Raw genomic sequence first — 12,050 nt, 5'->3', positions numbered from 1 at the left:
TTGCCTAGAACACTAGTTCGATATATAATAAGGGAAACAAGTGTTCGGGGAGGGGCTACATGCACTGTCCAATCCTCCTTGCTGATATGAATTCTTTTTTCGCCAGTGTGCACCAGGCTTTGGACCCTGCGCTACAGGGCAGGCCGGTTATTGTGGCCGGGGATCCGGCCAAGCGCCATGGCATCGTTTTAGCAGCCTCCTACGAAGCGAAGGCCTGCGGCATACAGACGGGCATAACCGTGGGGGAAGCCCGGAACCTTTGCCGGGAAGGTGTTTTTATCAAACCCCGGTACAATCACTACGTCAATTTTTCTACCCGGATTGTACGGATTATGCATGATTTCACGCCTTTGGTGGAGCCTTTCTCCATCGATGAGGCCTTTATGGATGTTTCCGGGTGCGGCCATCTCTTCGGTACCTCTTCGGCAATTGCCCGTAAGCTTAAAGGTAGGATTAAAGAGGAGGTAGGTGTCCTGTGCAGTGTTGGGGTGGGCCCCAATAAACTCCTGGCCAAAATGGCGGCGGGCATGCAGAAGCCGGATGGTCTTACGGTTCTGGATCTAACCGGCGTACGGGATAAAATATGGCCCCTGCCGGTACGGGAGCTTTTTGGCGTGGGCCGCCGCCTGGAAAAAAGGCTGCGGGACCTTAATATTCACACTATCGGTGAACTTGCCGGCTACCCGCTGCCGGTGCTGCAAAAAAAGTTCGGTCTGATGGGTCATGTCCTGCACCTGTCCGCCAACGGCATCGACTACAGCCCGGTGGATCCCCACTCTCTGGAGAAGGTGAAGTCCATTGGGCGTCAAGTCACACTTTCCAGGGACTACCGGGGATACCATGAGATTGAAGAAGTAATCCTGGAGCTGTGCGACATTGTCTGCCGGCGGGTGTGCCTGGGGGGATATGTCGGCAGGACGGTTAATTTAAGCTTAAAAGATACGGAGTTTTTGTGGATATCCCGCGCCCTTACCGTAGCGCATCTCACCGCCAATGCTGCTGATGTCCACCGGGCGGCGGTCGAACTGTTGCACCGGCACTGGCCTGACTGGAAGCCGGTCAGGATGGTGGGGGTTGCTCTGGCCGGCTTGGTTAAGAACATCGCCGAGCAGTTAGACCTGTTCGGGGAGGTAGAGCGAGCCCGCCGGTTGAATGCGGCCTGCGACAGGATCCGGGACCGGTTTGGTGAGAAGAGCATCTTCAGGGCTATTTCTCTGGCGCCCGGCGGTGTGCTCCGGGAACGGGACGGGAGGGTTGAAACAGCTACAGAATACCTGAATAAATTGAGATAAGAATAATAAAAACCGTTGATGCGAACATCTGTTCTATGGTAGTATAGTAACAGGAGGTGGTAACGGTGTATGAATACTGAGTCAATATAAGTGAAAGGAAAAAGGTTTCTTAGCAGTCACTTCCGATGATGCGTCGCAAAGACACGCTGTGAAAGTCGGGCGCGGAGGTTAGAACAACTAGGCGGTGGGTAACACCCCCTTCCGGGCAGGACTGGTCTTTCTAATGGCCAGGCGGTGAACCGCAAGGTGAACCACCGGAATATGGGCGAGAGTCCATAGCTCAGCAGTTGAATCCTGTGACACTGCCTCCCGTTAGTCGGCGGGAGAGAAAGTTAATAAAGCTGGATTATCCTGTATAAATCAGATTTGTTTAGCTTTCAGAAACCAGGGACGGGGATGGCTAATATCCACGACTACTACCGTAAAAATTTTCTATACGAGGGCCACAAGATGATGCTGCCCGAACTACGGGACAAGGTGGCTCAAACTTGTGCCCACTGCAAATTTTTTGTACTGGTAACAGGCGGGAACGAGACCAGGAACGGGTGCGCGGCGCAGATTCCACGGTATGCCGGCCTGAGCAGGAGGGTCCCCGGAGAACTGGATGCCGTGGAAGTATTGGAACTAGTAGGCAGGGAGGGACTGGAGCGTGTTTTGTCCACGGCCGGCCCGCACCGTCAGGCCTGTTGGCAGTTTCACCCGAGAGGGTAGCAGGTTTTTGTTGCAATAAATAAACTTACCGCAGGCTTAAAGCTGAGAAGGGTTTAAAACCACAAAAAATCATGAAAATAGTGCTGCTGATACTTTCAGCAGCACTGGGTTTTTGTATAACGAAAACCACCTGCTATGCAGGTGGTTCCAAAAAGCTTTAGCTATGAGTAGAAAAATCTACCTCTCTTTGGTAAAATAGTGCAGGTTTAGCCAGCCGCACTAACAAAGGAGGTAGATATCCAAATGGATACAGAAAGTTTAGCACACACACAATGGAATTGTAAATACCACATAGTGTTTACACCAAATGAGCTTGTCCCGTTAAAATAGACACGGGAAATGGCGGGTTTTCTCCTGTTTTCATAGGATTTCGAAAAAAGAGCCGTGGCCGCCCTTGACATGGAGCCTCGCACCCGTGTTGCCAAGGACCAAGGGGCCAGTAACCTCATCTAGGTAATGGGGCATTTGTCGGGAGAAAAAAGCTGGCCTATACAGTCGGTTGTCACATTACTTAGCAGGTTGGTAGAAAAGGGGTTCTTACGCTCAGAAAAAAAAAGGCAAGGAAAGACTGTATTATCCACTCGTTTCAAAGGAAGATTATCTCCAATTTGAAACTGGGAATTTTGTTAAGCAATACCATGAAAATTCATTTATCAGTCTGCTATCGACGCTTCATCAAGACAAGGAATTGACTGACGAAGATTTAGACGACTTGCAAGAATGGATAAGGAAACGGAGGTCTGACTAATGCCACGGATATTTTTGGTTGAGGACGATAAGGCAATCACTAAAAACCTTGTGCTTTTGCTCCGCTCGGAGGGATTTACAGTCACTCACGCCCCTACGCGGAGTGAAGCCCTTGCCGCACTTGCCGGGAATAAATTTGACTTGGCGTTGATTGATATTTCTTTGCCTGACGGAAATGGCTTTACGGTTTGCACGGAAATCAAAGAAACGCAAGATGTCCCCGTTATCTTTCTGACGGCTTCCGGCGATGAGGCGAGTGTTGTTACCGGGCTGAACATGGGCGCGGACGACTATATCACCAAGCCTTTTCGTCTGCGTGAACTGATCGCGCGAATCAGAACCGCCCTGCGAAAAAGCGGACGTTCTCCATCGGCTTTTGAAATCTGCGGGCTTCATGTCGATATGGCAAGCGGCGTCGTGAAAAAGGACGGCAGCGAGGTTTTTCTTTCAGCCTTAGAATACCGCTTGTTGTTGGTGTTTATTAACAATCCAAAAAGTATTATCACAAGGAGCAGGCTGCTTGACGAATTGTGGGACGCAGCGGGCGAGTTTGTCAATGACAATACATTGACCGTGTACATCAAACGCCTGCGGGAGAAGATAGAGAACAACCCCGCAAGCCCGCAAATCATTCTGACCGTTCGCGGGACGGGATATAGATTGGGGGACGGGTATGCTTCGGAATAGAGAGTTTCGGCAGCTTGCCATTTTGTTCTCCTTAATAGCTGCCGCCGCTGTGACGCTGGGATTTGCAATCAATACGGCGGCTGGAATCCTTGCCATTGCTTCTGCCGCCGCCTTTGGAACAGCGTTTTTTGCGTTTACCAAAGCCCGATATAAAAGCATTGCGCAGATTTCAGATCAAATCGATCTTGTGCTTCATAACGCTGACCATCTGTATATTGGTGAATCGGACGAGGGCGAACTTTCCATTCTGCAAAGCGAGATAACAAAAATGACGCTGCGTATTCGGGAGCAAAACGACGCACTGAAAAAAGAAAAAGAACATCTTGCCGATTCGCTGGCTGACATAGCCCACCAACTCCGCACCCCTCTCACATCCGTGAACCTTATTCTGTCATTGTTAGAGAATAACCCTGACGAAAATGAACGGAAAGCATTGATACGGGAAACAAAGGAATTGTTTGTACAGATGGATTGGCTGCTTACTTCCCTGTTGAAATTATCCCGCCTGGACGCGGGCATTGTGGTTTTCCAAGGCGAGCAGATAGATGTGAACACTTTGATAAGCGCTGCGCTTCACCCGTTTTTGATCCCAATGGAACTGCACGATATTGCTTTGCAAATAGACGTGCCGAAAGGGATAATCATTCAGGGCGATTCTGGTTGGCTTTCGGAAGCAATTCAAAACATCCTCAAAAATTGCATGGAAAGCGCAGGCGAGAACGGGAAGATTGAGATTGTTTGTGAGGACAACCCACTGTTTACCGAGATTGCCATCCACGACAGCGGCGCGGGCTTTGAAAAAGAAGATTTACCCCGCCTGTTTGACAGGTTTTATCGCGGGAAAAGCGCAAACGCAACAGGATACGGGATTGGATTGGCTCTCTGCAAGATGATTATAACACGGCAGGGAGGGACGATTACCGCCAAAAATCACCCGCAGGGCGGCGCGAACTTTGCCATTCGTTTCCCAAAGTGACTAATCTCTCACCTGAAAGTCACAGAGATGTAAGTTGAAGGTTCTATTATATGGGTAAAACATGAGAAAGGAGACTCACATAATGGAGCTATTAAGAATTGAAAATCTATGCAAGGCCTATGGCAAGGGCGAAAACCAAGTTGCCGCGCTTGACCATGTTTCGCTTACAATCGAAAAAGGGGAGTTTACCGCAATCATCGGTTCCTCCGGCTCGGGCAAATCCACATTGCTTCACATCATCGGCGGCGTGGACGTGCCGACAAGCGGAAAAGTGTATTTGGAGGGGCAGGATGTATATGCCCAAGGCAATGAAAAACTCGCCATTTTCCGCAGGCGGCAGGTCGGACTGATTTACCAGTTTCACAACCTCATTCCCACCCTGAATGTGGTGGAAAACATCACCTTGCCTATCCTGATGGACAAGCGCAAGGTCAACGAGGAACGGCTGAATGACTTGTTGGAACTGCTTGGGCTAAAAGACCGCAAAACGCATTTACCCAATCAGCTTTCGGGCGGCCAGCAACAGCGCGTTTCCATAGGACGCGCTTTGATGAACGCCCCGGCGGTCATGCTGGCCGACGAACCCACGGGCAGTTTGGACAGCCGGAATGGACATGAAATCATCAAACTGCTGAAAGAAAGCAATAAAAAATATGGGCAGACCCTGCTCCTCGTCACCCATGACGAAAATATCGCCCTGCAAGCAGACCGCATTATCGGCATATCAGATGGCAAAGTAGTGCGAGACGAGAGGGTGCGGCCATGAACATTTTCAACAAAGTTACCCTGCAAAGCATGAAAAAGAGCCGCACACGAACGATTGTAACGGTGATCGGAGTTATTCTGTCCGCCGCCATGATCACGGCTGTAGCCACCTTTGGCGTTTCCTTGCTGAACTATATGGCAAACGGGGCGGCCCAGAAATACGGCGGTTGGCACGTTGAGTTTTTGGACGTCCCTTCTTCTTTCGTACAGGAACGAACCCACGACGATGGAGTTGCAAACACCGCAACATTTGAAAATATCGGCTACGCAAAACTTGACGGCGGGAAAAACCCGGACAAACCGTATCTTTTTATAGCCGGATACAGCGAGAAAGCCTTTGATACCTTGCCCATAGCCCTGGCTGCAGGCAGATTGCCGAAAAACAGTGGGGAGATTGTTGTTTCGGGGCGCGTCGCTACAAACGGCGGCGTTAAATTCGCGGTGGGCGACAAGCTTACACTTGCTGTCGGAAGCCGCATGGACGGAAATAAAAATCTCGGTCAACACGACCCTTACATTTCCGGGAAAGAAACTCTTGTGCCAAAAGCCAAGAGAACCTACACGATTGTCGGTATCTGCCAAAGCCCCAGCTTTGAGGAATCTTCCGCGCCGGGATATACCTTGATAACGAAAGCAGATACACAAGACAAAGCGGACAACTTCAGCATATTTGTTACGCTTAAAAACCCGCGTGGGGTTCACGCTTACGCAAGCAGCACAGCCGGAACCCAAGCTTACGTCTTTAACGATAATGTGTTGCGCTTCATGGGCCTTTCCGACAATAACGTGTTCAACGCGCTTCTGTACGCGGTTGGCGGCATTGTGGTCGCCATCATCATGATAGGCTCGATTTTTCTGATTTATAACGCATTCACCATCTCGCTGAACGAACGCACACGCCAGTTCGGGATTCTCTCGTCGGTGGGAGCCACAGCGAGGCAGCTGCGAAATTCGGTGCTGTTTGAGGGGCTTTGTATCGGTGCGGTCGGTATACCGATTGGCGTTATCGTTGGCATAGGCAGCATCGGGATTGTGATTTCAGTTGTCGCCAGGAATTTCGGGAGCATTGCCTACAGCGCCGTACCTTTAACCTTGACGGTGTCCGCCCCCGCGATTGTCGTTGCGGCGGCGGTCAGCATGGTTACAATTCTGATTTCGGCCTATATCCCGGCCAGGAAGGCCGCAAGCACTCCCGTGATGGAGAGTATTCGCCAGACGAACGAGGTCAAAATCGAATCCAAAGCCGTGAAAACTTCAAAGCTCGCGGAGCGCATTTACGGCTTGGAAGGTACTCTTGCGTTAAAGAACTTTAAGAGAAACAAGAGACGCTATCGCAGCATTGTGCTATCACTTGTTTTAAGCGTCGTGCTGTTTATATCGGCTAGTGCTTTTGTAACGTATTTGCAACAGTTTTCGGAGCGGGCAGCAGTGTGTACTACCTATGACATCGGTTTTGCCACGCAGGACATGGACGATAGCGAAATGTTGCCGCTTTACGACAAACTAAAAACCGCCGACGGTGTTTACGAAAGCTCGTATCAAGCGCTTATGAAGTATTCATGCGCTGCCAAAGCAAGCGATCTTTCAGACTATTACTGGGAATACGCGGGTTCACATTCGCCGGACGAAACGGTTAATCTGCCAATGGAAATCCAGTTTCTTGAGGACAGCGCCTATCTGAATATTATCAAAGGCTTGGGCTTGCCCGCAGAGGAATATACCGGGCAAAATGTGAAAATGATCGCCGTTGCCAAACTGACAAGCCACATGAAAGCCAATCGGGAGCATGAGGTTGACGAGTTTATTGATATGTTCAAGAGTTCTTCCATGAATTTTACCATCGCTCCCGAAACAAATGGCAAGCCGAAGATGGAACAGGGGCAAAACGTAAGCATTACGTTTGTCGAGACCGTGCCGCCTGATACACTCCCGATCCTAGAAAACTCCGGGTCAAAGAATCCGATCTTTTTTAGGGTGATGGTCCCCTATTCGCTCAAAGAGAAGTTTGAAACCCCCGATACCCATGTGGTTATTAAGGGCTTGACCTTTCGGTCAAAGAATCCCTCGCAATCGGTGGCTAAAATGGAAGCGATGATTCAGGGTGCGGGAATTACAACAGCCGAGTACAACCTGTACAATCTCAATAAATTTCTTGATGAGAACCGCAATATCATATTCATTGTCAACGTGTTCGCTTATACTTTTATCATTATGATTTCGCTGATTGCGGTTGCCAATGTGTTCAACACGATTTCCACGAATATCAAGCTGCGCCGGCGGGAGCTTGCCATGCTCCGCTCTGTGGGGATGTCTGAACGCGATTTCCAAAAGATGATGAATTTCGAGTGTGTCTTTTATGGCATGAGGACGTTGCTCTTCGGGCTTCCCATAGCGGCAATCTCTTCTTGGCTGATTTACAAAGGGATGGTCGTCGGCGGGGCGGACAATATCGATTTTGTGTTCCCGTGGGGCAGTATCGGAATCAGCGTGTTCAGCGTGCTCTTTGTGGTGTTCATTACAATGCTGTATGCCATTAGCAAGATAAAAAGAGAAAATATTATTGACGCGCTTCGGGATGACATGACTTGATTCAAAACCGATATTGACTTGATAGAAAGCCAAAAAAACATCTGCGTGATTGGGTTCAAGTGATTCGCAATCGTTTCCAAAGACGATTTAACTTCGGGCCAAGTTGGCCCGAAGTTGTACCACAATAAAATACGGCAAAAAAACCCGCCGCGCAAGCGGAAAAAGAAAAAAACCGTTGTTCGGCGGGGGTTCGTTATGCCATAAAAAGATATACCATTGAGGAACGGCGGTTTTGAAAATCAAAACCGCCGTTCTCTGTATATCGGAGGGCTTGATAAACTGCGCCCTTTTTCGGGACACGGCGGCGTGAAAGGAGGACGTTGCCGTGTTTTGTTATTACTGTATTTCAAAACAGCACATCAAGCCGCTATGGAAACATAAGGGCTTAATTTAGCCAGCCGACAGCAAAGTATCTTGTAACTTCGGGCCAACTTGGCCCGAAGTCCGGGCCGGGCCTGTTTACTGCCCCGGCTGCCGTTCCCCGCCCTCTCCGTTCATCAGCCATAGTCTGTGGAGCAATCCGCAAACATGATGAACGGGAGGAAAAAATAATGGACAAGCCATTAGTTACAATTTCATATAAACTCGCCAATGGGAGCCAGATTAGCGTTGAGGTTTCAACTGCGGTCAAAGAACTGCTGGAACAGTCCGACCGGCAAATTCGCTCCCAAAGGCGGCAAGACAGGCGACACCTTGATTTTAAGGTTAGTCAGATGGAGATTCGACAAGCCCTCTGTTACCCGCATATGAGGATACCGCCGACCTGCTGGAAAGAATGGAACGCGACGCCCGGTTACATATGTAGACACAGTAGGACGCAATAAAAAGGCGATAGAACAATATATAAGAAAGCAACTACAAGAAGACATTGTAGCATACCAGCTGAGTCTAAAAGAATATATAGACCCGTTTACGGGTGAGCCAGTAGACAAAAACAAGAAAAAATAACCCCTTTAGGGGTAGTTTGAAATGGTGTGCGGCTGGCGGAACTTTCAGCGAGCCTTGAGGCTCAGCCTAGCCCCAAGCCCTTATAGGGCTAGAGCAAACCACCCGCTGAGCGGGTGGTCATGATTGGTAACACCTGTTTTGACGGATGACCCTGGAAGCTTACAGAAGCAATAACATGTTACACTGTTTGATTACGACGCACTAAACCAACTGGCAGGTATACACAGTCCGAACGGCGAACAGATTAGTATTTACACTCTCTTTATAAAATATAAGGAGGGGATTGAATTATTATGACTACGACTGTGTTAATGCTAATTGGATATATACTATTAGAATTAATAACAGGGTTTTTAGTTGTCTCAGCTATACTTTATCTACAAAAAATATTTCCACCGAAAAAAGTATTGATCAAAAAACAAAAAGAAGAATGCTATTATATGGCACAATTGCGTGGACTATTCTTGGCTTGTTTCTTGAATTGTTAGATTAAACTTATTATTGGCTATTAGATACAAGGGGAACAAGCTTTAACTTGCCGCAGGCGGCCAGGCGGTCGTCCTTTATGATAACCGCCCCGGTGACCCCTTCGATTGCTGTGGCGAATTCGGCTGCCGTCTGAACATCACCGCTATCTTGGACCATGTTGCCGGCTGCCGTGGCCACGGCGTCGGCCAGGATGGCGGAAGGTGAGAGGATCACGGCGGCGTCCGCGCAGCCCTTACTGAGGGAAGGGCCCACAGTGCCTGAAGAAGTGCAGATACCTATTGGAGTATCCTCCGGTTTGATTTCAAGGGCAATACGGTTTGACAGGGGGGAGGCCCCGGCAAAAATACCTATCTTGCGCCGGCGGGTGCTGCGCAGGTAGATGTCCCCGCCGTTTTCAACAATGAAGTCCTTTGACCGTCTGGCCAGTGCCCTACCGATGTACTGGGCAAAAGCTCCGGCCACGGCGGCCATCGGGCCTACCCCGGCCAGGCGAGCCGCTTGCGCCATGTCGACGGCGATGGGCGGGGCGCCGGACAGAGGTGCACACGGTACTAGTGAATGAAGAAAAGCCGGGTGTTTCTTAGTATATACTTCAAAAGGCTCCCGGAGTTCCCTGAGCAGCTTTTCCACCCAGTTCGCTAATTCAGGGGAAAACCTCTCCCGGCGCACCCCAATATCCAGGTCGGTCTGGCGCACCACTACCTGGAAATGGACCAGGTCGTCCTGGCGGAATAAAGTCCGGTAAGTACGCTTCAGGTACTCCAAATCTAAAACCTGACCTCCATTGCTTTTAGCGGACAGACTTTGACACACAGCTGACAGACGATGCAGTTATCGCTGTCGAACTTTACTTCCATGGAAGGCCTTTCCAGGCTCAGGGCGCCGGTGGGGCAGATACCCGTACACGCTCCGCAACTAATGCATCTGTCCTCGTTGCGGAAGACTTCTTCAGCAAGCGGCTGCACTCTGATTCCCTGGTCTCGCAGGTAGCCCAGCCCCTCTTCGTATTTTTCCCCGGTAAGTTCCAAAACCATCGTCCCTTCTTTATTGGGGTTGACGTTGGCCTTGAGGATATTGATGACCAGGTCGTAGTCCTTGACCAGACGGTAAATAATCGGCTGATCAGATGTGTTCTCACCAAACCGCAGGATTATTTTATTCGGCGCCATGCCGTTCACTCCTTTGCAGATATCATACCTCCAGGGGCTGTAGCGGTGCTTTCGATGCAGGCGCGGTTTCAATCGCACACGGCGCGCCGGCGCCGGACAATGTTGCATTTGTGCGCATGAATTCGATCCTGCATTTTTTAGATTCTCTCTATGGGCTGAAAAGTTGTACATTTGTTTTCAGGGTAGGAAGCAAAAGAACCGTCCCCTTGCTTCCTTTTCAGTGCAGCATTGTTTGCTACAGCCCCCTGATTTCCAGCTTCTTGGATTGGATGCCGTCCCGGTAGGAAGGGAGCAGCTTTACCGGTTCGGTCAGGAGAAAGTCACCTTTGCAGATCCATTCCTTGAGGATAGCGGCGATTTCCCTGGCTTTGGGATAGCTGGACAGGGGAGCCGTAGGAATTTTTTTGCCGTTGACGGTGATGGTTCCCGACTTCAGCTCGGCATAGCTGGCGAAGCCCAAGTCGCTGGGCAACCGCTGGCCGTAAGCTTCACCGTAATCGACAATGGGGGCATAGAGGTCGCGGTCACTGACCGATACGCAGCGCATCACTTCTTCGTTCAAGATGGGAATGGGTATGCCTATGCTTACGGAAAGGGTAGCGCCGTAACCAAGGAAGCTGGTCCCAAGCAACCAGTTGGCTTCCATTTGTTTTAAATCGCCTACAACCGAGAGAGTTCCGCCGGACGGTCCGTAGCTGTTTCCTGCAGCGTCTTTTTGAATTTCGGGGAAATGCTGGGTGCCGTTCCAGGCCACATACCCGATCCCGCCCCCCAGGAAGATCTTGGTCCCCATGCCTATGGTTAAAAAGTAGGGGTCATTTAAAAGCGGGCTGAGCTGCCCGGCGCTGCAGTAATGTGCGTTGCCCAGATTCGGTTTCAATACTCCCATATAGGTATAAATAACCCGGTTGCTCAAGTTAACCCCGCAATTGTAGTTCTGGTAGGAGTTGCGTGGATTAAAAAGGGTCGCTTCGTTAATATCGTCCAGGTTTATATAAGTCTCGAGCTCACGGCGTGGGTAGCAGTCGGTACCGTAGGAGGTGGCTTCCAGTTTGACCTTTTTACCCATTAGCAGGTCCTGGATTACATGCCCGCCCCCGTACCGGAATTCACCAGGATAATTGTTGTTGCAGGGGTCGTCCTCGGGAAGTTCCGTTGCGCCAAGATAGGCGTCGACAGCAGCTATTCCGGAGTAGGCCGGGACACCGTTAAGCCAAACTTTTTGCATCTTCATCTTGGGCTTGGAATGACCGAAATTAAGAAATACACCGGAAGAACACATGGGGGCAAATGTTCCGGTGGTGACCACATCTACCTGCCGGGTTGCTTCGGTAAGTCCTTTTTCTTCAACCAGGCCGATTACTTCTTCGGCAGTTAGTACAACCGCTTTACCGGACTTAATCTTTTCATTAATTTCGGCGTAAGTCTTTTCGATTGCCATTGTTCCACGTCCCTCCCGGTTTAAACATTGCTCTTGCCGTCCTTAATAAGAATACCCCTTCTAAGACAGAAGGGGCTAGAAAGTCTAAGTCAACGCTTTCCCCCTTATCTGTCAGAAGAAAAAGATCTTCTGCAGGAATTAGCACCTTTTTGGGGTAATCCCAAGGTTGCCGGGCTTCATTGGGCCAGTCCCTCCACCACTCCGGATAAGAGCAAAGGTATTAAGTTACTGTGTAT

General features: G+C 49.9%; 11 protein-coding genes, 2 pseudogenes and 1 riboswitch. Of the genes and pseudogenes, 9 read left to right on the top strand and 4 right to left on the bottom strand.

Features of this window, described 5'->3' with window-relative positions; genetic code table 11:
• The first annotated feature begins 59 nt into the window (after positions 1 to 59).
• Positions 60 to 1,292 (top strand): DNA polymerase IV, encoded by a 1,233-nt coding sequence (dinB, locus tag Psch_RS03280; RefSeq protein WP_190239104.1) that lies wholly within the window; start codon positions 60 to 62, stop codon positions 1,290 to 1,292.
• 177 nt (positions 1,293 to 1,469) lie between these two features.
• On the opposite strand, the gene Psch_RS21355 is transcribed toward dinB, so the two are convergent.
• Positions 1,470 to 1,595 carry a hypothetical protein gene (locus Psch_RS21355; protein WP_282432418.1) on the bottom strand — a complete coding sequence of 42 codons (126 nt, stop codon included), beginning with the start codon at positions 1,593 to 1,595 and terminating at the stop codon, positions 1,470 to 1,472.
• A gap of 93 nt (positions 1,596 to 1,688) precedes the next feature.
• On the opposite strand from Psch_RS21355, the gene Psch_RS03275 reads away from it, so the two are divergent.
• The 8 genes and pseudogenes from Psch_RS03275 to Psch_RS03240 form a co-directional block, all read left to right on the top strand.
• The gene (locus tag Psch_RS03275; protein WP_190239103.1) at positions 1,689 to 2,003 is read left to right on the top strand and encodes a hypothetical protein; all 315 of its coding nucleotides are present in this window, start codon (positions 1,689 to 1,691) and stop codon (positions 2,001 to 2,003) included.
• 456 nt (positions 2,004 to 2,459) lie between these two features.
• Positions 2,460 to 2,751, top strand: a pseudogene (locus Psch_RS21580) (BlaI/MecI/CopY family transcriptional regulator).
• Positions 2,751 to 3,437: a response regulator transcription factor gene (locus Psch_RS03265; protein WP_190239102.1), complete on the top strand. Its 687-nt coding sequence runs from the start codon at positions 2,751 to 2,753 to the stop codon at positions 3,435 to 3,437. The pseudogene Psch_RS21580 and the gene Psch_RS03265 overlap by 1 nt, the downstream one beginning before the upstream one ends.
• The gene (locus Psch_RS03260) at positions 3,424 to 4,413 is read left to right on the top strand and encodes a sensor histidine kinase (protein WP_190239101.1); all 990 of its coding nucleotides are present in this window, start codon (positions 3,424 to 3,426) and stop codon (positions 4,411 to 4,413) included. The genes Psch_RS03265 and Psch_RS03260 overlap by 14 nt, the downstream gene beginning before the upstream one ends.
• Positions 4,414 to 4,495: 82 nt before the next feature.
• Positions 4,496 to 5,179 carry an ABC transporter ATP-binding protein gene (locus Psch_RS03255; RefSeq protein WP_190239100.1) on the top strand — a complete coding sequence of 228 codons (684 nt, stop codon included), beginning with the start codon at positions 4,496 to 4,498 and terminating at the stop codon, positions 5,177 to 5,179.
• Positions 5,176 to 7,767 (top strand): ABC transporter permease, encoded by a 2,592-nt coding sequence (locus Psch_RS03250; RefSeq protein ID WP_190239099.1) that lies wholly within the window; start codon positions 5,176 to 5,178, stop codon positions 7,765 to 7,767. The genes Psch_RS03255 and Psch_RS03250 overlap by 4 nt, the downstream gene beginning before the upstream one ends.
• A 551-nt stretch (positions 7,768 to 8,318) precedes the next feature.
• Entirely contained in the window at positions 8,319 to 8,591 is a 273-nt protein-coding gene (locus tag Psch_RS03245) for a hypothetical protein (protein WP_190239098.1), read from the top strand.
• A pseudogene (locus Psch_RS03240) lies at positions 8,566 to 8,715 on the top strand (IS200/IS605 family transposase); the annotation flags it as partial. The gene Psch_RS03245 and the pseudogene Psch_RS03240, both read left to right, overlap by 26 nt.
• Positions 8,716 to 9,213: 498 nt before the next feature.
• Here Psch_RS03240 and Psch_RS03235 read toward each other — a convergent pair.
• The 3 genes from Psch_RS03235 to Psch_RS03225 form a co-directional block, all read right to left on the bottom strand.
• Positions 9,214 to 9,969, bottom strand: a complete 756-nt coding sequence (locus tag Psch_RS03235) for a UPF0280 family protein (protein ID WP_190239097.1) — start codon at positions 9,967 to 9,969, stop codon at positions 9,214 to 9,216.
• A 2-nt stretch (positions 9,970 to 9,971) separates the two neighbouring features.
• Positions 9,972 to 10,373: an NIL domain-containing protein gene (locus Psch_RS03230; RefSeq protein WP_190239096.1), complete on the bottom strand. Its 402-nt coding sequence runs from the start codon at positions 10,371 to 10,373 to the stop codon at positions 9,972 to 9,974.
• Between the two features lie 235 nt (positions 10,374 to 10,608).
• Complete coding sequence (locus Psch_RS03225; RefSeq protein ID WP_190239095.1) at positions 10,609 to 11,814, bottom strand: homocysteine biosynthesis protein; 1,206 nt, start codon at positions 11,812 to 11,814, stop codon at positions 10,609 to 10,611.
• A gap of 101 nt (positions 11,815 to 11,915) precedes the next feature.
• Positions 11,916 to 12,026, bottom strand: a riboswitch (SAM riboswitch).
• Between the last annotated feature and the right edge of the window lie 24 nt (positions 12,027 to 12,050).

Source organism: Pelotomaculum schinkii (assembly GCF_004369205.1).
Classification (GTDB): domain Bacteria; phylum Bacillota; class Desulfotomaculia; order Desulfotomaculales; family Pelotomaculaceae; genus Pelotomaculum_C; species Pelotomaculum_C schinkii.
The sequence above is the reverse complement of the archived record's forward strand: the minus strand, read 5'-3'. Positions and strand labels throughout refer to the sequence as shown.